Here is a 21868-nt window from a genome sequence, read left to right on the forward strand (position 1 = left end):
TTTTGGTCTTTCGACGCGACTCGAATTAACGAGCGATATCGCGTTGAGTTTCGCCAGTGTAAAGCTGACGAGGACGACCGATTTTGTAAGGTGCGCTGTGCATTTCTAACCAGTGGCTGATCCAGCCAACTGTACGTGCAAGAGCGAAGATTACAGTAAACATTTCTGTTGGGATACCAATCGCTTTAAGGATGATACCTGAGTAGAAGTCTACGTTCGGGTAAAGGTTACGCTTGATGAAGTATTCGTCAGAAAGTGCGATACGCTCAAGTTCCATAGCAAGTGCAAGCTGTGGATCATTGATGCCAAGTGCACCAAGTACTTCGTCACAAGTTTCTTTCATGACTTTCGCACGTGGATCGAAGTTTTTGTAAACTCGGTGACCGAAGCCCATAAGTTTAACTTCTTTAGTTTTCACTTTTTCCATGAAGCCAGCTACGTTCTCAACAGAGCCGATTTCATCAAGCATCTTAAGAACAGCTTCGTTTGCACCACCGTGCGCAGGACCCCAAAGTGCAGAGATACCAGCAGCGATACATGCGTAAGGGTTAGCACCAGTAGAACCCGCTAAACGTACAGTAGATGTAGATGCGTTTTGTTCGTGGTCAGCATGAAGCGTAAAGATACGGTCCATTGCTTTAGCAAGAATAGGGTTAACTTTGTAATCACGGTCTGCAGGCGTTGCAAACATCATGTACAAGAAGTTTTCTGCGTAGCTTAAGTCATTACGTGGGTAAACGAATGGTTGACCAACAGTGTACTTGTAGCTCCACGCAGCAAGCGTAGGGATCTTCGCGATTAAACGAATCGCAGTGATTTCACGGTGGTTAACATCTTCGATGTCTAAGTTGTTGTGGTAGAACGCAGATAACGCACCAACAACACCAACCATGATCGCCATAGGGTGTGCATCACGACGGAAACCGTTATAGAAGCGGCTAACTTGATCGTGAACCATAGTGTGGTTACGAACTTTCGCGTCGAATTCTTCTTTTTGCTCAGCAGTAGGAAGCTCGCCATTTAATAATAAGTAGCAAGTTTCTAAGTAGTCAGCTTTAGTTGCAAGTTGGTCGATTGGGTAACCACGGTGTAAAAGAACACCTTTGTTGCCATCGATAAACGTGATTTTAGACTCGCAAGAAGCAGTAGCCATAAAACCAGGATCAAAAGTAAAGTGACCTGCGGCCAACACATCTTTAACGTCGATTACATCTGGGCCCAATGTGCCGCTGTAAATTGGTAGTTCAATTTGTTTGCCATCAAGCTGTAAAACGGCTTTTTTGCCAGTTGCTTCAGACATTCAATAGATCTCCTGTCCTGGTGAATGTTTATCCGAGTTGTCTATCAATCTTTTAATGTACAAAACGGATGGATCAAAAATTTGCTATAAGATTAGAGCGTACTGAAATTTTGTCAATTATACTTATGGATAAAAGATGACGTTACACAGCGGCTTAGTCACATAATCTCTGTATAAAAAGCTTTATTAAAATCACAGCATCAACGCGCTATAATAAGATAAAACATGCAGAAGGTGCAGAAAAAAATGCATTGTTTGCAGCAATAATCATCATCTTTTAATCGTAAAAAATGTTTAAAAAGATCAGCTTCATAACAGGGAAGTGGCTAAAACTATATAAATTTCATTACTTACAGCTTTTTCAAGGCTTGATAGTTTTTGCTAGATTTTATAAATAAAAGCACTTAATAGAATATTTTAAAATGTCCGTTTGATTAAAAAATGACTTATTTTTACTCGATTAAATTATGCTAATTCGATTTGTTTGGAGACCTATTTCACATTTCTGAATCGAATAGAGTGGATCTATACTGTAATACCTTATATCTAATTAAGTGACGCATTTATTTAACTATTATAAAGATAGTTCTTTGTTTACTGTTCGGCTTTTAGTAAAGCTTTATAAAATAAAGGGTTCTGTATAGTTTGAGTGATATTTTCAATCGAGCGCTAAGTGTTTGAATCTTCACCTTTAGTCTAAAGAGCGAGTGTTTCTATTGAATATCCATTCGGACTAAATTAATCGGCTTTATTATTTAAAAACATATATATAAGTACCAAGTAGGAGGGGCTTAGCAAATCGTTATAGATTAATCTTATTGTTAATGATTCTTATTTAAAAGGTTTTTAGCCAAAAAGCCCATGAGAGTTGTTTGTATTTTGATAGTTAGCGTTTTATAATTCAGTGTCGTTTTACGTTTAGGCATGTATTTGTCTAATCAATGCCAGCTTTCCTTCGAATTAATTCCAACAAACTCCGGATGGAGTTTTTAACTACAGGATGCCCGCTGTGAAAAGCAACAGACCTGTCAATTTGTCCATGGGTCAAGTTTTAGACGTAAACTTAAAATCCCCTGTGGCTATTGCATCAATTTTACACCGTCTATCAGGTGTTATCGTATTTTTACTTGTACCCGTTCTTCTATGGATTTTAGACAAGTCATTGTCTTCTCCAGAAGGTTTTGCTCAAGTTCAAGAAATCTTTAACGGTTTCATTGTTCGCTTCATCGTATGGGTATTTGTAGCTGGTTTAATCTATCACTTCATCGCTGGTGTTAAGCATTTACTTGCTGACGTTGGTGTAGCAGAAGAACTGCAAAGTGGTCGTACTGCAGCTACTATCGCATTAATCTTGTCTGCAATCGGTATCGTTGCGTCATTTGTATGGATCGTACTCTAATGAAAAGTGCTACTGGTTTAACAGGTTCAGGTTCTCGCGATTGGTTTCTTCAACGTGTAAGTGCGGTTGTACTCGCTGTATATACAGTTGTGGTTTTAGGTTGGATCCTTTGTAACGGTGGTTTCAACTTTGAACAGTGGTACGGCTTTATGATGACGACTCCAATGAAGATTATGTCTTTATTGGCAGTATTCTCACTTGTTGCACATGCATGGATTGGCATGTGGCAAGTATTCACGGATTACGTGACTACTCGTCAAATGGGTCCATCAGCATCAGGTTTACGCCTTGTACTGACTTCAGCAGTGATTATTGCTGTATTGGCATATGCAATCTGGGCTATCCAGATTTTCTGGGCTTGATAGGAAGAGATCATGGGCGCAATTAACCCTAAAGAAGATTACACAAATATTCCACACGAAACTTTCGATGCCGTCATCGTTGGTGGTGGTGGTTCAGGTATGCGTGCATCTTACCAACTTGCTCAAGCGGGTTTAAAAGTTGCAGTACTGACTAAAGTATTCCCAACACGTTCGCACACAGTTGCAGCGCAGGGTGGTATTGGTGCATCTCTTGGTAACATGCAAGAAGATAACTGGCACTACCACTTCTACGACACTGTTAAAGGTTCTGACTGGTTAGGTGACCAAGACGCAATCGAGTTCATGACTCGCGAAGCGCCACAAGTTGTATATGAGCTTGAACACCTAGGTATGCCATTCGACCGTAACGCTGACGGTACAATTTACCAACGTCCATTCGGTGGTCACTCAGCGAACTACGGTGAAAAAGCTGTGCCACGTGCATGTGCTGCTGCCGACCGTACAGGTCACGCACTTCTTCACACGCTTTATCAAAGCAACGTGAAAATGGGTACTCAATTCTTCGTAGAATGGATCGCACTTGATTTGATCCGTAACGAAGCAGGCGATGTACTTGGCGTAACAGCAATTGACCAAGAAACAGGTAAAATTGCAGTATTCCAAGCAAAAGCTACTCTATTTGCTACTGGTGGTGCTGGTCGTGTTTACCGTGCATCTACTAACGCATATATCAACACTGGTGACGGTCTTGGTATGGCGGCGCGTGCAGGTATTCCATTACAAGATATGGAATTCTGGCAGTTCCACCCTACAGGTGTTGCGGGCGCAGGCGTACTGTTAACTGAAGGTTGTCGTGGTGAAGGTGCAATTCTTCGTAACAAAGACGGTGAACCGTTCATGGAACGTTATGCTCCGACTCTGAAAGACTTGGCTCCACGTGACTTCGTATCACGTTCTATGGACCAAGAAATCAAAGAAGGTCGTGGCTGTGGTCCTAAAGGTGATTATATCCTACTTGATATGACTCACTTGGGCGCTGATACGATCATGAAACGTCTTCCCTCTGTATTCGAGATTGGTAAGAAATTCGCGAACGTTGACATCACTAAAGAGCCAATTCCTGTAGTACCAACAATTCATTACCAAATGGGTGGTATTCCTACAAACATTCATGGTCAGGTTGTTGTTCCAGAAACTCGCGAAACTGAAGCGTTGGTTACTCACTACGACAAAGAAAATGATGTTTACTCAACCAACCAAGATGGTCGTAACTTCACTAAACCAGTGAAAGGCTTCTATGCAATTGGTGAGTGTTCATGTGTATCTGTACACGGTGCAAACCGTCTAGGTACAAACTCATTACTTGACCTTGTTGTATTTGGTAAGGCTGCTGGTGAACACATCATCGACTACGTGACTAAACACCACGGTGATGAGTACGCGCCACTTCCTACAACTGTACTTGAGCAAACTGTTGCACGTATTCGTAAACTTGACGAATCTACTGCAGGTGAAAACGCTCAAGAAGTTGCTGATGCAATTCGTGACATCGTTCAAGACCACGCTGGTGTATTCCGTACATCTGCACTGCTTGAAGAAGGTGTTAAACAGATTCTTGCAATTGAACCACGTGTTCGCAACATTCATTTGAAAGACAAATCTAAAGTATTCAACACTGCACGTATTGAAGCTCTAGAAGTTGAGAACTTGTATGAAGTTGCTAAAGCAACACTGATTTCAGCTGCTGCTCGTAAAGAATGTCGTGGTGCGCATACGGTTGTTGACTTCGAGTTACCACCTGATCATGCTGACTACCCATATGGCCGTCGTGATGATGAATGGATGAAGCACACATTATGGTTCTCTGCTGATAACCATCTTGAGTACAAACCAGTACGTTACCGTCCATTATCGGTTGAAGCAATTCCACCTAAACCACGTACATTCTAATTCGGAGAAGTAAGATGAGTAGAGGTACTCGTACATTTAATATCTACCGCTACGATCCTGATAAGGATGCAGCACCGTACATGCAAACTTTTAAACTGGAATTGACTGACAAGCACCGTATGTTGCTTGATGCACTTCTAGCATTAAAAGTACAAGACGAATCTTTAACGTTCCGTCGTTCATGTCGTGAAGGTATTTGTGGTTCTGATGGTGTAAACATCAATGGTAAAAACGGTCTTGCATGTCTGTGGAACCTGAATGATTTACCAGAAACAATCACAATTCGTCCGCTTCCAGGTCTTCCAGTCATTAAAGACCTTGTTGTAGACATGAACCAGTTCTACGATCAGTACAACAAGATTCATCCGTTCTTGATCAACAACCAGCCTGCGCCGCCGAAAGAGCGTCTGCAGTCTCCTGAAGAACGTGAACATCTTGATGGTCTGTACGAATGTATTCTTTGTGCATGCTGTTCAACTTCATGTCCGTCATTCTGGTGGAACCCAGACAAATTCTTGGGTCCTTCAGCATTGTTGAATGCTTACCGCTTCATCATTGACTCACGTGATTCAGCAACTCAAGAGCGCTTGGCTCGTCTTGACGACCCATTCTCGCTGTTCCGTTGTAAAGGTATCATGAACTGTGTATCTGTATGTCCTAAAGGCTTGAACCCTACTAAAGCAATCGGTCACATCCGTAACATGCTTTTAGATATGGCTGGCTAATTCAGACTGTGAAAAACAGTTTGTCAAAAAGCACACCACTTGGTGTGCTTTTTGCTTTGTATGGGCGCCGAAAATGAAAGGACTTGCTGAAAAGCAGGGGTGATCAGTATTGGTTGGATGTGATTATAAAGATAGATGAGTCATTTCAGAGCATGGTACTCAGGTTTATGCACTATTTTGATGTAGTTCGATTTATTTATGATTTTTAGATGTAAAACTGGACTGAAAAAGATTCCCGATAATGTTATTATATAACGCAAGATTGCGAAGGGAGTGGATTGGGAGATTTACTCTCTTTTTGTTTATCAGTCGGATGTAGGACTTTAGTCTACGGAGATTGTGTTTTTCATTTAAAGCTCCCTATGTTAGAGTAATTTCTGGCTGATGTATTTGACTAAAAAACACGCATTTCTCGTCAAAAAAATCAATTGATTAGTCGAGATCGTGGTAGCATTTAGCACAAGACTATATGTCAAGAAAGTCAATTCATGTACATTTTTTAAACACGGAAAAATGCACGACTGGTATATAAAGGTAAGTTAAAGTCGCTTTAGAAAAAATATAGCTTAAGCCTTTGTTTTTTCTAAGTCGATTTGCAAAAAATTGCCCGGTATTCATCGGGTATTAGATGAGTGATGATGCCGCTGAGGGGCGTTATTGTTCATTAAACATATCAAGAGTGGTTCTTGGTGTGGTGATAACGCCTCATGGCTTATGCCTTATGGGGGACTAATGTCATATTACCAATATGACATTACTAATCCTGGGTTTTGCTTAAAAAGCATCCTGAAAATGTTTTTGCAATAGGAAATGGGTCCACAAATGCAAGAAGTTGCTGACGCTCTGCGTCTTGACACTGAACTTAGCGCTGATAGTGCAGCGTATATTGAAGAACTTTACGAGCAGTATATGACTGCTCCAGACTCAGTGGGTGCTGACTGGAGAGCATACTTCGATAAATTCCCTAAAGGTGATCAACCACACAGCAATGTACGTGAGCAATTCCTTCTCCTAGGTCGCAACTCAAACCGTATTCAGCCTGTTGTTCAAAGTAGCGTAAGTTCTGAGCATGAGCGTCGTCAAATTGGCGTATTACAACTCATCGCGGCTTACCGTAACCGTGGTCACCAAAAAGCAAAACTTGATCCATTAGGTCTTGCAAAACGTGAGCAGGCTTTTGACCTTGAGCTTGATGCACACGGTCTGACCAAGTCTGATCTGGATACCGTATTCAATACTGGTAACCTTGCAATCGGCAAAGAAGAAGCGACTTTAGGTGAAATGGTTCAGGCCATGGAAGCGATCTACTGTAGCTCGATCGGTGCCGAATACATGCACATCGTGGACACCAAAGAAAAACGTTGGATCCAACAACGTCTTGAAGGTGCACGTGGTCAATTCAACTTCTCTGTAGACCAAAAGAAACACGTCCTTGAACGTCTAACTGCAGCTGAAGGTCTAGAAAAATACCTAGGTAACAAATTCGTTGGTGCAAAACGTTTCGGTGTCGAAGGCGGTGAGTCTTTCATTCCGATGGTTGATGCTGTAATTCAACGTGCAGGTTCTGTTGGTTGTAAAGAAGTTGTCATCGGTATGCCACACCGTGGCCGTCTGAACCTTCTGGTTAACATCATGGGTAAAAACCCGGCTGACCTGTTCGGTGAGTTCGAGGGTAAATCAATTAACAAGAAAGGCTCAGGTGACGTTAAATACCACCAAGGTTTCTCTTCAAATGTCATGACTCAAGGTGGCGAAGTTCACTTGGCATTGGCGTTCAACCCATCACACCTTGAAATCGTTGGACCTGTAGTTGAAGGTTCAGTACGTGCGCGTCAAGTACGTCGTAAAGACATCGGTGGTGATGACGTATTACCAATCATCGTTCACGGTGACGCAGCATTTGCAGGTCAAGGTGTAAACCAAGAAACCTTCCAAATGTCACAAACTCGTGGTTATACCGTTGGTGGTACAGTTCATATCGTTGTGAACAACCAGGTTGGTTTCACAACTTCTGATCCACGTGATGCACGTTCTACAGAATACTGTACTGACATCGCGAAAATGATCCAGGCACCGATCTTCCATGTAAATGGTGATGATCCAGAAGCTGTATTGTTTGTTGCTCAGCTTGCTCATGACTTCCGTCATACTTTCCGTAAAGACGTCGTGATTGACATGTTCTGTTACCGTCGTCGTGGTCACAACGAAGCGGACGAACCAGCTGCAACTCAGCCATTGATGTACCAAGTTATTACGAAGAAAGCGACTACACGTACTTTGTATGCTGACAAACTTGTTCAAGAAGGCATCCTTGACCGTGCAACTGCAGATCAAATGGTAGAAAACTACCGTTCAGATCTTGAAGCAGGTAAACACGTTGCCAATGCGCTTGTTCTAGAACCAAACAAGAAAATGTTTGTGGACTGGACGCCTTACCTGGGTCATGAATACACAGACGAGTGGGACACAACTTGTTCACTTGATCGCTTAAAAGAACTTGGCCAAAAAATGCGTGAGCTTCCAGAAGGCTTCGTCATGCAACGTCAGGTTTCTAAAGTCATCGACGACCGTCTGAAAATGCAAACTGGTGAAATGCCACTGAACTGGGGTGCTGCTGAAACTCTAGCGTATGCATCACTGCTAGATGATGGTTACCTGGTTCGTTTAACTGGTGAAGACGTGGGTCGTGGTACATTCTCACATCGTCATGCAAAACTGCATAACCAGGTAGATGGCTCAACTTATATTCCACTTTGCCACATCAAAGAAAACCAGCCACGCGTTGCGATCTATGACTCTTTATTGTCTGAAATGGCAGTATTGGCATTCGAATACGGTTATGCGACAACGCTTCCTAAGAGCTTGATCATCTGGGAAGCTCAGTTCGGTGACTTTGCGAACTGTGCACAGGTTGTAATCGACCAGTTCATCTCATCTGGTGAAACCAAGTGGGAACGTGTATGTGGTCTGACTATGCTTCTGCCACACGGCTTTGAAGGTCAAGGTCCAGAACACTCATCTGCACGTCTTGAGCGCTTCCTGCAACTTTGCGCAGAAGACAACATGCAAGTGATTACTCCGACTACACCTGCGCAGATTTTCCACGCATTACGTCGTCAAGCGATTCGCCCAATCCGTAAACCATTGATTGTGACTTCACCGAAATCATTACTTCGTCACAAGTTAGCTGTGTCTAACCTTGATGAACTTGCAAACGGTACATTCCAGACTGTGATCGACGAAGTGGACAACATCAACAAGTCAGATGTAACTCGTCTGGTACTGTGTGGTGGTAAGGTTTACTACGACCTAGTTGAAAAACGTCGTGAAAAAGAATTGAACAACATTGCGATCGTTCGTATTGAACAATTGTATCCATACCCAGAAGCACGTCTTGCTGAAGTTCTTGCTCAGTATTCGAACCTTAAAGAACTGGTTTGGGCTCAAGAAGAACCGAAGAACCAAGGTGCTTGGCTGTTCATCGCTCCACGTCTGTATGACGACGTGATGAAGTCTGGTAAACAAGTTCGTATTAGCTACGCTGGCCGTGAAGCTTCTGCTGCACCAGCGTGTGGTTCACCATATTTGCATGCAAAACAACAAGCTCAGCTCGTTAACGACGCTCTAGCGATCGATGCTGAATAATCCAGGAGATTCTAAGTAATGGCAACCGAAATTAAAGCACCGGTATTTCCAGAGTCAGTTGCGGACGGCACGATCGCAACTTGGCACAAACAACCAGGTGAAGCAGTATCACGTGATGAAGTGATCTGTGATATTGAAACTGATAAAGTTGTTTTAGAAGTTGTTGCTCCTGCTGACGGTACAATTGCATCAATCATCAAAAATGAAGGCGACACAGTGCTTTCTGCTGAAGTGATTGCACAATTCGAAGAGGGTGCTGTTTCTGGCGCTACACAAACTCAAGCAGTTCAATCTGAAGAGAAAGTAGAGCAAGCTGCTGCGCAAACTCAAGCGGGCAATGCACCGATCGTTGAGCGTACACAAGTTGCTGATCAAGCACCTGCAGTTCGTAAAGCGTTAACTGAATCTGGTATTGCTGCGTCTGACGTATCTGGTACAGGTCGTGGCGGTCGCATCACTAAAGAAGATGTTGCGAACCATCAAGCGAAACCAGCAGCTCCTGCTGCTGCACCGTTAAGCGTTGCAGTTGGTGAACGTATTGAAAAACGCGTTCCGATGACTCGTCTGCGTAAACGTGTTGCTGAACGTCTGCTTGCTGCGACTCAAGAAACAGCAATGTTGACGACGTTCAACGAAGTGAACATGAAACCAATCATGGAAATGCGTAACCAGTACAAAGATGCGTTTGAAAAACGTCATGGTGCCCGTCTTGGTTTCATGTCATTCTTCGTTAAAGCTGCGACTGAAGCACTTAAACGCTACCCAGCGGTGAATGCGTCTATCGATGGCGACGACATCGTTTACCACGGTTACTATGACATCGGTGTAGCAGTTTCTTCTGACCGTGGTCTAGTGGTTCCTGTTCTTCGTGATACAGACCGCATGAATTATGCTGAAGTTGAAAATGGCATTCGTGCATACGCTGGAAAGGCACGTGAAGGCAAACTTGCAATCGAAGATATGACTGGTGGTACGTTCACGATCACTAACGGTGGTACTTTCGGTTCATTGCTTTCAACTCCAATCTTGAACACTCCACAAACTGCGATTCTTGGCATGCACAAAATCCAAGAACGTCCTATGGCGGTGAATGGTCAAGTTGAAATCTTGCCAATGATGTACCTAGCGCTTTCTTATGACCACCGTCTAATCGATGGTAAAGAAGCAGTTGGCTTCCTTGTAACAATCAAAGAATTGTTAGAAGAACCAGCTCGTCTGATCCTTGATCTTTAATTCTAAAGAATAAATCCATGGGCTTAGAGTGATCCTCTAGGCCCATTTTTGGAGAGAATAATGTCTCAACAATTCGATTTAGTTGTAATTGGTGGTGGCCCAGGTGGCTACGAAGCTGCAATTCGTGCTGCGCAACTTGGTTTCAAAGTTGCTTGTATCGAAAAACGTATTCATAAAGGTAAACCATCTTTAGGCGGTACTTGCCTAAACGTAGGTTGTATCCCTTCTAAAGCACTTTTAGATTCTTCTCACCGTTATGAAGATACTGTTCATCACTTAGATGATCACGGTATTACGACTGGTGAAGTGAAGTTTGATCTTGCAAAACTTCTTGCACGTAAAGACAAAATTGTAAACCAATTGACCATGGGTATCGACGGTTTGCTTAAAGGCAATGGCGTTGAATGGTTAAAAGGTACTGGTAAATTGCTTGCTGGTAAAAAAGTTGAGTTCGTTTCACACGAAGGCGAAACTCAAGTTTTAGAACCTAAATACGTGATTCTTGCGACTGGTTCTGTACCTGTAAATATTCCTGTAGCTCCTGTAGACCAAGACATCATTGTTGACTCTACTGGCGCGCTTGAATTCCAGGAAGTTCCTAAACGTCTTGGTGTCATCGGTGCTGGCGTAATCGGTCTTGAACTTGGTTCAGTATGGCGTCGTCTTGGTGCAGAAGTTGTTGTATTTGAAGCAATGGATGCATTCTTACCAATGGCTGATAAAGCATTGGCGAAAGACTATCAAAAAGTATTGACTAAACAAGGTCTGGATATCCGCGTTGGCGCGAAAGTATCTGGTACTGAAGTGAATGGTCGTGAAGTTACTGTTCAATACACTCAAGGTGGCGAAGACAAAACTCAAACTTTCGACAAGTTGATCGTTTGTGTTGGTCGTCGTGCTTATGCTGAAGGCCTATTGGCTGAAGATTCAGGTATCAAACTGACTGAACGTGGTTTGGTTGAAGTAAACGATTGGTGTGCAACTTCTGTTGAAGGCGTATACGCAATTGGTGACTTGGTACGTGGTCCAATGCTTGCACATAAAGCAATGGAAGAAGGCGTAATGGCCGTTGAACGTATTCACGGTCATGCTGCACAAGTAAACTACGACACCATCATTTCTGTAATTTACACACATCCAGAAGCGGCGTGGGTAGGTTTAACAGAAGAGCAAGCCAAAGAAAAAGGCCATGAAGTTAAAACTGGTCAATTCGGTTTCGCTGCGAACGGCCGTGCAATGGCTGCGGGCGAAAATGCTGGTTTCGTGAAGTTTGTTGCTGATGCAAAAACTGACCGTTTACTGGGTATGCACGTGATTGGACCTGCTGCGTCTGACATCGTTCACCAAGGTATGATCGCTCTTGAATTTGTATCTTCAGTAGAAGACCTACAGTTGATGACTTTCGGTCACCCAACGTTCTCTGAAGTGGTACATGAAGCTGCTCTTGCAGTGGATGGTCGTGCGATTCACGCGATCCAACGCAAGCGTAAATAAGCTAAAAAAGAGCGGCTCCGGCCGCTCTTTTTACATTTGGTGGTTGTGTTCGTTTGAATAATCATCTAAAAATAAAGATAAGAATCAAAACATCGTTTTAATAAATTCCAATATCGATGTTGCAGCGCCACAGGATATTGGACGCAGTAATAACAAAGTGAAAAAGTAGTAAAAGGTCAATCAATGAATTTACATGAGTATCAAGCAAAAGCGTTATTAAAAAAATATGGCATGCCAGTGCAGGAAGGTATTCTTGCGACCAATGCTGATGAAACCGTTCAGGCCTTTCAGCAGCTGGGTGGGAAATTTGCCGTATTAAAGGCACAAGTTCATGCCGGGGGGCGTGGTAAGGCGGGTGGGGTAAAGGTAGTTAAATCTGCCGAAGAAGCCGCTGAATATGCCAATCAAATTATTGGTTCACGTTTAGTGACCTATCAAACTGATGCCAATGGTCAACCAGTCAACAGCATTCTGGTGTCTGAAGATGTTTATCCGGTAGAGCGTGAACTGTATTTAGGCGCAGTAGTTGACCGTTCAAGCCGTCGCATTACTTTTATGGCATCGACTGAAGGCGGTGTTGAAATTGAAAAAGTGGCTGAAGAGACCCCTGAGAAAATTATTAAAGTCGAAGTTGATCCTCTAGTCGGTTTATTGCCATTTCAGGCACGTGAAGTCGCATTTGCCTTAAATCTTAAAGATGGACAAATCAACCAATTCGTTAAAGTCATGACAGCAGCTTATCAAGCTTTTATTGAAAATGACTTTGCCCTGTTTGAAATTAACCCGCTGTCTGTACGTGAGAATGGCGACATTCTGTGTGTCGATGCCAAAGTCGGTATCGATTCGAATGCGCTATATCGTCTTCCAGAAGTCGCTGCACTTCGCGATAAATCTCAAGAAAATGAACGTGAGCTAAAAGCCTCTGAGTTCGACCTGAACTATGTAGCTTTGGAAGGCAATATTGGTTGTATGGTCAATGGTGCTGGTCTTGCAATGGCAACCATGGACATCATCAAGCTTTATGGTGGTCAGCCAGCCAACTTCCTTGATGTTGGTGGTGGTGCGACCAAAGAGCGTGTGATTGAAGCATTCAAAATTATCTTGGCAGATACTTCTGTGCAAGGTGTCTTGATTAATATTTTTGGTGGAATTGTACGTTGTGACATGATCGCTGAAGCAATTATTGCAGCAGTTCAAGAAGTAAATGTAACTGTACCTGTGGTTGTTCGTCTTGAAGGGAACAATGCCGAGTTAGGTGCAAAATTACTTGATGAATCTGGTTTGAAATTAATTTCTGCAAATGGCCTGGCCGATGCTGCAGAAAAAATTGTTGCTGCAGTAAAAGCTTAAGGAGTATCACAATGAGCGTATTAGTTAATAAAGACACTAAAGTTTTAGTCCAGGGCTTTACCGGTAAAAACGGAACTTTCCACTCCGAGCAGGCAATTGCTTACGGTACCAAGGTCGTAGGTGGGGTAACACCCGGCAAAGGTGGTCAATCACATCTGGATCTGCCAGTATTTAATACTATGCGTGAAGCAGTCAGAGAAACTCAAGCCGATGCTTCTGTAATTTATGTACCTGCACCATTTGTATTGGATTCTATTGTGGAAGCGGTTGACTCAGGTATTGAGCTGATTGTAGTGATTACTGAAGGTGTACCAACACTGGATATGCTAAAAGCCAAGCGCTATCTGGAAACCAATGGCAATGGTACACGTCTGATTGGCCCAAACTGTCCGGGTATTATTACACCTGAAGAATGCAAGATCGGGATTATGCCAGGCCATATTCATAAGAAAGGCAAGATTGGGATTATCTCACGTTCAGGGACCCTGACTTATGAAGCTGTATCCCAAACGACTAAACTGGGCCTAGGTCAATCAACCTGTATTGGTATTGGTGGTGATCCGATTCCAGGTATGAATCAGATTGACTGTTTGAAACTGTTTGAAGAAGATCCTGAAACAGAAGCTATTATCATGATCGGTGAGATTGGTGGTACGGCTGAAGAAGAAGCTGCCGAATATATCCAGTCCAATGTGACTAAGCCTGTGGTGGGTTATATTGCTGGCGTGACAGCACCGAAAGGCAAGCGTATGGGGCATGCGGGTGCGATTATTTCGGGCGGTAAAGGTACTGCCGAAGAGAAATTTGCAGCTTTCGAAAAAGCAGGGATGGCCTATACACGTAGTCCGGCTGAGCTTGGTTCGACCATGTATCAGTTGCTAAAGGATAAAGGTTTAATTTAAACGATAAAAGTCCAACATAAAGCCCTCTGATTGAGGGCTTTTTTTATAAGAAATACATAATAGTTTGGTTTGATAAGAAGAAATTGTGAGCTGAATCGCACTTTGTTATAATGTTTGTGTAAATAAAATACATAATAAGATGAATGCCAATGCTAAATAACAATAACTATTACTCCATCACCTATGTGTTGTTTGCTGCAGGAATCAGCTTGAATCCTTTATATGCTGCTGTTACAGACACACAAAGGCATCAGGTGGTCAAACAAATTAAGTCTGGAGACGCCCAAAAAGGTCTTAAGATACTCGCAGAAATGGTACGCAAAGATCCTGCGAACATGAACCTGCTGGCTGACTTTATTTTGTTAAGCCGACAATATAATCCCAACCTAATTCAGCAAGATTACAATCTGAATCACTTAAAAATTTCAACATATCCAGTCTATGGGCAGCTGCCTTTAGTCATGTTACTGCGTGATCAGGGGAAGTTTTCGCTGGCTGAACAATATGCAGCAAAATTTCAGAAAAACAGCGCAAGTGATATTCCATGGGATTTATATCGTGGCATGTTGCTTGCGGAAAGTGGTCAATTCGAGCAGGCAGAGCAACGGGTCAGGAAAATTGACCAGCAACAGCTGAATGCTGATCAGCTGGTACAATTGGCCTATACCTATCGTTTATTAAGACAACCTATACAGGCACTGAATACCGCAACTCGCGCTTTATCGATAAGTCGTTCGGAAAGCGTGCAGGAGCAGTATGTGCTGGCTTTAGCAGCCAGTGCTGATTATGACAGTGCAAACCGTTATTTACAGCAGCAGGGTAAAGGGCAAGGTCGTCTCAAGCATGAAGTACAGCTGATCAAGTTTAGTCAGCACATTCGTAATGCCATTGACTTCTATAAAGTACAAAGTGAAAAGGATCAGGGCAAGATTGCCTATACAGAGCTGGATCAGGTGATTTCGGAAATGCAGGCTTATGAAAATGAGCTGGCTCAATATCCCGAGTTACGTCAAAGATTTTATTATGAATATATTTTTGCATTAAGTGCACGGCAACGTTCTACTGAGGCTTTGGCACAACTGGCTAAAATAAATCAGTCAGTGGAGCAGATGCCTGCCTATACCCGACATGCACTTGCTGATAGCTATTTGCGCAATCATAAACCAAAGCAGGCGGAAATATTGTACCGTAGTCTGTTTAAAGAAAAGAATTATGTGGACTATGACGTCTATGCAGGTCTGTACTATAGCTTGATTGAACAAGAAAAATTTAAAGCTGCTGATGATGTGATTAAGGAAATGGATCAGCGCTTACCAATATTTTTCTATAGTCAGGCCAAAGGTGTAGACCGTACGATCCATATGGACCGTGATGAGTATCTGATCTTAAGAGGTCTTCACTATAGTTATAAAAACCAGCTGGATAAGGCAGAACAATATTTTCAGGACCTGGTAAATAAATCTCCAGCAAATCGTAGTTATATCAATTATCTTGCGACTGTACAGCGTTGGCGTGAGAAACCATTGCAAGCACAGGCAACAGTTTCCTTACTCAATGGTACAGAGCCATCCACACAGGCAACCCGAATTAATAGCATGCAAAATGCGCAAGCTGTCTTTGATGTACAGACATGGCGTAGTAGGAATACTGATCTATTAGAGCGGGCAGCAACGGATACCGGGGTAGTGCGTAGTCATAAGGAGCTCGAGGATCGTGAGCGTTTTACCATTTCACATAATAGTATTTATGCGAAAAGTGAAGCAGATGATCAAGATCAAGTCACTAATCTGAATGGTTCACGTGAGAAACAAAGCTGGACGCGACTAAATACCCCATGGTTTACGGATTATTATCGTGCTTTTGTGGAACATCAGTACCGTAGTGGGGAGTATGAAGAAGGTAAGCGAGATGACCAGCGGATCGGTGTAGGGCTGGAATGGGCCGACAACCGTAAGTATGCCACTGTAGCACTTTCACAAGCGACCGATGGTGATCGCTTCGGTGTGAATTTAACCTGGAATCACTGGTTAAATGATCACTGGAATTATGGCTTGGCTTATAACAGTCAGGCAGAGATTCCATTGCAGATCCAGGATGAACATGAAGGGCAGTCTTACCGTTTCGACTTAAACTGGCAACAGCACGAATCTACCAAGGCGGGATTGAGCTATCAGTTTACTGATATTGATGACGGAAATGAGCGTCAGGAGCTAGGTACCTATTTCAAGCAACGTATTTTCCAGGCTCCACATCATTTAACCGATCTGAACTTATATGGGTTCTGGGCATCCAATAAAGATGATGTAGAAACTCCCTATTTCAATCCATCTTCAAGTTGGAGTGCAGAAGCAGGTCTGGAACATGATTGGGTAACCTGGCGTAGTTATGATCAGTCACTGACTCAACGTTTTTCATTCAATCTTGGTGTATATGATCAGGAAGATTATGACTCTGGCCTGATTTATTTGGCGAAATATCAACACCTCTGGCAAATCACCAGAACTTGGTCCCTGAACTATGGGGTGTCCTATGGGCAACACCCTTATGACGGTGAAGATGAAAACAGACTCGAAGCAAGTTTTGGATTTGAAGGGAGATTCTAATGAAAACAATAAAAAATACACTCGCTCTATTAGGATGCTTAAGTCTTTTTATGGCGTATAGTCATGCTGAAAATAAAGCGATGGATCTGCCTGAAAACCAGTTTGTAACCCTTACTTTCCATGATGTCCGAAATGATGTAGCGCGTCAGGGTGATCGTGATCAATATGCGATTAGTACTGAATATTTGGCTCAATATTTTGCTTGGTTAAAACGTGAAGGCTGGAAAACTATTTCTTTAGAAGATATCCGCCGTGCCCGTGAGAAAAAAATTCCATTACCAGAAAAATCAGTACTTTTGACCTTTGATGATGGTGCACTAAGTGGATATACCAAAGTATTTCCTTTGCTCAAGCAGTATGGATTACGTGCCGTTTTTGCTATTCCAACCAGCTGGATTGGTACCAATCATAAGGATGCCATAGAGTCCTATGGGGCAAATAATCTGATGAGTTGGGACCAGATGCGGGAAATGCAAAATACTGGCTTAGTCGAATTTGTATCGCATTCACATAACTTGCATCGTGGCGTTATTTCCAATCCGCAAAGAAATATGCAACCTGCTGCAACCGCACGTATTTATGACCTGAAAAAAGGACGTTATGAATCTGACCGTGCTTATAGGCAGCGTGTTCTGGAAGACTTAAAACGTTCCAAAGCTATTCTGGAACAGCAATTATCAGTACCGACACATGCTATTTTCTGGCCATATGGTGCTGTGACAGCGGAAACAGAAGATATTGCTAAGCAGGTAGGCCTAAGTATGTCCTTTAGCCTTGGGACTATGGCGCCATTGGCTGATTCAGTAAAAACTTATCAGCGTGCCTTGATCATGAATAATCCGAACCTGGCAGAAATTAAAGAGGCCATGTCTGAGTTTTTGTATCATACCAAGCAACCCTATCTGGAGCAAAAGAGCTTTATTCAGTTTAATTTGAAAGATCTTGCGCAGCCGAGTATAAAACAGGCTGATGAAAAACTCAGTCAGTTCCTTAACCAGTTGGATGCCCTGAAAACCAATCAGCTAATCTTGAAACCAGTTGCCGACCTCGATGGTAATGGCACGATTGATGTTGCTTACTTCCCGAATAGCCAGTTAAAAATGCAACAGGATCTGCTGAACCGTACTTTATGGCAAGCACGTACCCGTACATATCAGCGTGTTTATGCAGAGTTACCGCTCAGTATGATGAACCAAGGCTACAATATGGTTCAGCTGGTAGAAGATATATTCAAATATAACAGTAACCTGGAAGGCTTGGTGATAGATGCTGGCCAAGAGTTAAATTGTGCTGTAGAAACTACACAGTGGTCGGATAAGTGTAAGAAACAGATTGAGCGAGTTATTAACTTAAAACAAAATACAACTAAACGTGCCAAATACTATGCCAATATCAGTAATGTCTATTTGTCAGTACTGAAAATAAATACCCATAAAACTATGGGGCTGAAAGCCTTATTTGAAACCCTGGCAGATGATTCAGATTATATCTATCTGGTTTTGGATGAGAAAACCAGTAAAGCTGAGCATAATCAGTTGCTCAAAAATATTCAGCAGCTGACTTCCGTACAAAAACAACGTTTGATGGTCGGTTTTGATCTGGCAGGTCAATCAGAACGAGATCAGTGGATTACTACTCGTATTGCGGATTTACGTAGACAAGGTATCCAGAAAATTTCTCTTGAAAATTATAATTTTAAAAATGCCGGGCAGGTTCAACAAAGACTTTATGCATCGATTAGCTTAAACAGTAATCCTTTAGTTTATCGTGATCCCTTTCAGGCTCAGCAGGGAGAACGTAAATGATCAATAGTATTGGTTTAAATGATGTCATTTTTGGCTTTGCCTTTTTCTACCCATTGTTTATGGCCTGGATGTGGATTGCTGGCGGGATCTGGTTTTTTATAAAACGCGAACTGAATCAAAAAGCATTACCTGAACCCAAAGAAGCAGGTTGTAGCATTCTGATTCCCTGTTTTAATGAGGCTGAACAGGTCAGGCAGACTATTCGCTATGCCATGCAAAGTCAGTATCCAAAATTTGAAGTGATTGCGATTAACGATGGCAGTTCGGATCAGACTGGAGAAATCCTGGATGAACTGGCAGAAAAATATCCAAAATTACGTGTAGTTCATTTAACCGAGAACCAAGGTAAAGCGTATGCACTACGCGCAGGTGCAATGGTGAGTGGCTATGAGTATCTGGTCTGTATTGATGGCGATGCCTTAATGCATCCACATTGTGTACTCTGGATGATGCACCACTTAACCATGTTTCCGCGTGTAGGAGCAGTCACAGGTAATCCGCGGATTATCAATCGTTCCAGCGTACTAGGCAAAGTCCAGGTGGGAGAATTTTCTTCTATTATCGGATTGATTAAGCGGGCACAACGTACTTATGGTCGCATTTTCACCGTCTCTGGTGTCTGTGCCGGATTTAGAAAAACGGCGCTAGATCGTATTGGTTACTGGCGTGATGACATGATTACCGAGGATATTGATGTGTCATGGCGTTTGCAGTTTGACCATTGGGATATACAGTATGTCCCACAAGCACTCACATATATTTATATGCCCGAAACTTTTAAAGGGTTGTGGAAGCAGCGACTACGCTGGGCACAAGGTGGTATTGAAGTCCTATTTGCCTATGTTCCTAAAATATTCAAATGGCGTTTGCGCCGCATGTGGCCGATTGCACTGGAATCTGTAATTAGCGTGTTATGGGCATATACCATGTTTGGTGTATTCGTTTTGTTCTTTTATGGTTTGTTCTTTTCTGTGGCACCAGAGTGGTATATCAATTCTCTGTTGCCCCAGTGGTATGGTGTGATTCTCGGTGTAAGCTGTTTGATTCAGTTCATGGTCAGTCTATGGATTGACCGCCGTTATGACAAAGGTCGAATGTTCAGAAATTATTTCTGGGTAATCTGGTATCCACTATTTTTCTGGATTTTAACCATGTTGACGACTGTCGTAGCGTTGCCAAAGACCATTTTTAAAACCCAAACCCGTGCACGGTGGACCAGTCCAGACCGAGGTTTCCGTGGCGAAACAGAGGTAGAATAACGTGGAAAACAATAAAAATATTCCTGCTAAGCCGCAGGTTAAAACTGCCGAGTATATGAAGCTCCCAACAGCTGGTGGACTTTCTGAACTTAGTGTCGCGACAACTGTTAAAGAAGCTAAACTCGATATCCCGGAGTATATCGATGTTCCGGAATATGTAAGTGATCGAACGAGTGGTTATACCCTGATGGCATTAGGCTGGATGGCATGGATATGGCTATTTATGCCATTGGTCTCCCTCGGTTTATGGTGGTTTGAATCTAGCCTGATTTTTGATCATGTATTAAGAGACCATAAACCCTATCAGGGGATGACACTGCTTGAACTGGCCCTACTGATTATTGTAGCTTTTTTAAGTCTGCTGCTATGGGCTAGTTATAACTGGATCCGATTCAATCGAATAGATCGACGTTCAGCACCCAGACCTGTGGAACTCCAGGAGATTGCTTATAGCTTTGATGTAGAAAAGCATGCTCTACTGGAAATGGTACAGGCCAAACACTTGATCCTGTACTATGACCAGGGGGGGAGATTGGAGCAGTACGACATACAGGGTAGGCTTATGAAACTTTCTTTGGCTTAAAAATCGTGGCATGTGGGTGTGGTATAAAAGGATCTTCTGGATAATAACCAATATGCTGCACTCCTTGTTCTTTTAATAGATGGACAGTTTCTAATAGTTCCTCATTTGAAAGTTTGTTCTGTGTATTCCAATCTATGGTTTGAAGTTCAAAAATCGTCCGAGATAGAGTAGGGTCATACTGCCGCGCTTTTTCTACCAAATTAAGATAGAACTTGGAGTGGTTTGGCGCTTTTTCCATATAGGGCATCGCCATAACTGCATTGTAATCATAATGCTGTAGAGTGCTTGATGTTGATTGTGCAAACCATTTTTCGCTTTCTGGATTCAACATCACAGGTGCATAAGAGTTGCGGGCGAACTTCAGTGATGGATTGGTGATTTTAAGTTTATTACTGAGTTTTAAAGCGAGGCTATCTAAATAGGCAGTTTTAGCTTTAGCAAACTTCATTTGTTCTGGATGTTGAGGATCACGTAATATTTTTTCGGCATCTTTAAATCCCCAGTGTTTATAGACTTGCAGGGCAGAAGGCGAGCTATCTTCATAGTCATTCAACGTAATATCATCATGATACAAAATACCATCTACAATTATGTTATCTGTTAATGCCTTATAGATATCGTAGACATAATCAAAGTTTTTTCGATCAAAGGGCGACAGGCGAATATAACCTTTTACATTCTGATTCGTTGTTTCTAGGTAATTTGCCCGATAGTGCTTTGGCAGCTCCCAAGCCCACATTGGTAACCAGGCATAGATTTTTTTAACAGTCGTACGGCTTCGAATTTGTTCAGTGACTTTCTCAAACAAATCTTCCTTAACCGGCAGATGTGGATTAGGGAAATACACTTCATTCGCTGAGCCATTAGCATCCTGATCGGCATAAGCTTGTAAAAAAACTGTATTAGGCTGGACCGCCTCTATGCGCTTGATGAGCTGGTTTATATTACGTGTCATCTGGCGTGGATCTGGATCATAGATATAGTCTAAATCAAGATGCATAATCGACATTTCTAATTGTTGTTCCATCTTATATTTGTCAATTAATGAAGAAAAAGATAAAGGTTTAGTCAGTGCATTTGATGAGCTAGAAAAGGTGCTAAGTAAACTTAAAGAAGTAATTAAACCTAAGCTTAAAGTTATACTGAGTGCAGATTTTCTGGAGTGAGTTATATTTTTCATTATGTTTATCCAGTAATTATGATCGTTATAAATTCTCTGAATAATCCATCATGAGAATGAGGCTTATTCTCTTTTTCTTCACTGATAGCATATTTGTTTTGAAATATATGTGTATTT

15 protein-coding genes are annotated in these 21868 nt (G+C 42.3%); 13 read left to right on the top strand and 2 right to left on the bottom strand.

Features of this window, described 5'->3' with window-relative positions; genetic code table 11:
• Positions 1–25: 25 nt before the first annotated feature.
• On the bottom strand, positions 26–1300 hold the full coding sequence (gene gltA / locus IHE35_RS03955; protein ID WP_242789398.1) for a citrate synthase: 1275 nt from the start codon (positions 1298–1300) through the stop codon (positions 26–28).
• Positions 1301–2300: 1000 nt separating this feature from the next.
• On the opposite strand from gltA, the gene sdhC reads away from it, so the two are divergent.
• From sdhC to pgaD, 13 genes are all read left to right on the top strand, one after another.
• On the top strand, positions 2301–2699 hold the full coding sequence (gene sdhC, locus IHE35_RS03960; protein ID WP_242789399.1) for a succinate dehydrogenase, cytochrome b556 subunit: 399 nt from the start codon (positions 2301–2303) through the stop codon (positions 2697–2699).
• Positions 2699–3061 carry a succinate dehydrogenase, hydrophobic membrane anchor protein gene (sdhD, locus tag IHE35_RS03965; protein ID WP_242789400.1) on the top strand — a complete coding sequence of 121 codons (363 nt, stop codon included), beginning with the start codon at positions 2699–2701 and terminating at the stop codon, positions 3059–3061. Before sdhC ends, sdhD begins: the two co-directional genes overlap by 1 nt.
• A gap of 12 nt (positions 3062–3073) precedes the next feature.
• Positions 3074–4972, top strand: a complete 1899-nt coding sequence (gene sdhA / locus IHE35_RS03970) for a succinate dehydrogenase flavoprotein subunit (protein WP_242789401.1) — start codon at positions 3074–3076, stop codon at positions 4970–4972.
• 14 nt (positions 4973–4986) lie between these two features.
• Entirely contained in the window at positions 4987–5697 is a 711-nt protein-coding gene (locus IHE35_RS03975) for a succinate dehydrogenase iron-sulfur subunit (RefSeq protein WP_099337080.1), read from the top strand.
• A gap of 822 nt (positions 5698–6519) precedes the next feature.
• Positions 6520–9342 carry a 2-oxoglutarate dehydrogenase E1 component gene (locus IHE35_RS03980; RefSeq protein WP_242789402.1) on the top strand — a complete coding sequence of 941 codons (2823 nt, stop codon included), beginning with the start codon at positions 6520–6522 and terminating at the stop codon, positions 9340–9342.
• Positions 9343–9360: 18 nt separating this feature from the next.
• A complete protein-coding gene (gene odhB, locus IHE35_RS03985) occupies positions 9361–10575 on the top strand; it encodes a 2-oxoglutarate dehydrogenase complex dihydrolipoyllysine-residue succinyltransferase (RefSeq protein ID WP_242789403.1) in 1215 nt (404 codons plus the stop codon).
• A 60-nt stretch (positions 10576–10635) separates the two neighbouring features.
• Entirely contained in the window at positions 10636–12069 is a 1434-nt protein-coding gene (gene lpdA, locus IHE35_RS03990; RefSeq protein WP_099337078.1) for a dihydrolipoyl dehydrogenase, read from the top strand.
• Between the two features lie 183 nt (positions 12070–12252).
• Entirely contained in the window at positions 12253–13419 is a 1167-nt protein-coding gene (sucC, locus tag IHE35_RS03995) for an ADP-forming succinate--CoA ligase subunit beta (RefSeq protein WP_242789404.1), read from the top strand.
• Positions 13420–13430: 11 nt separating this feature from the next.
• The gene (gene sucD, locus IHE35_RS04000) at positions 13431–14321 is read left to right on the top strand and encodes a succinate--CoA ligase subunit alpha (RefSeq protein WP_242789405.1); all 891 of its coding nucleotides are present in this window, start codon (positions 13431–13433) and stop codon (positions 14319–14321) included.
• Positions 14322–14470: 149 nt separating this feature from the next.
• Positions 14471–16924, top strand: coding sequence for a poly-beta-1,6 N-acetyl-D-glucosamine export porin PgaA (locus IHE35_RS04005; protein ID WP_242789406.1), 2454 nt, complete (start codon positions 14471–14473; stop codon positions 16922–16924).
• Entirely contained in the window at positions 16924–18729 is a 1806-nt protein-coding gene (pgaB, locus tag IHE35_RS04010; RefSeq protein WP_242789407.1) for a poly-beta-1,6-N-acetyl-D-glucosamine N-deacetylase PgaB, read from the top strand. The genes IHE35_RS04005 and pgaB (IHE35_RS04010) overlap by 1 nt, the downstream gene beginning before the upstream one ends.
• Positions 18726–19988 carry a poly-beta-1,6-N-acetyl-D-glucosamine synthase gene (pgaC, locus tag IHE35_RS04015; protein ID WP_242789408.1) on the top strand — a complete coding sequence of 421 codons (1263 nt, stop codon included), beginning with the start codon at positions 18726–18728 and terminating at the stop codon, positions 19986–19988. The genes pgaB (IHE35_RS04010) and pgaC overlap by 4 nt, the downstream gene beginning before the upstream one ends.
• A 55-nt stretch (positions 19989–20043) precedes the next feature.
• Positions 20044–20571 carry a poly-beta-1,6-N-acetyl-D-glucosamine biosynthesis protein PgaD gene (gene pgaD, locus IHE35_RS04020; protein WP_242789409.1) on the top strand — a complete coding sequence of 176 codons (528 nt, stop codon included), beginning with the start codon at positions 20044–20046 and terminating at the stop codon, positions 20569–20571.
• On the opposite strand, the gene pgaB (IHE35_RS04025) is transcribed toward pgaD, so the two are convergent.
• Positions 20549–21751 carry a poly-beta-1,6-N-acetyl-D-glucosamine N-deacetylase PgaB gene (gene pgaB / locus IHE35_RS04025; RefSeq protein WP_242789410.1) on the bottom strand — a complete coding sequence of 401 codons (1203 nt, stop codon included), beginning with the start codon at positions 21749–21751 and terminating at the stop codon, positions 20549–20551. The genes pgaD and pgaB (IHE35_RS04025) overlap by 23 nt on opposite strands.
• Between the last annotated feature and the right edge of the window lie 117 nt (positions 21752–21868).

Origin of the sequence: Acinetobacter sp. ASP199 (genome assembly GCF_022700675.1) — a bacterium.
Classification (GTDB): Bacteria; Pseudomonadota; Gammaproteobacteria; order Pseudomonadales; family Moraxellaceae; genus Acinetobacter.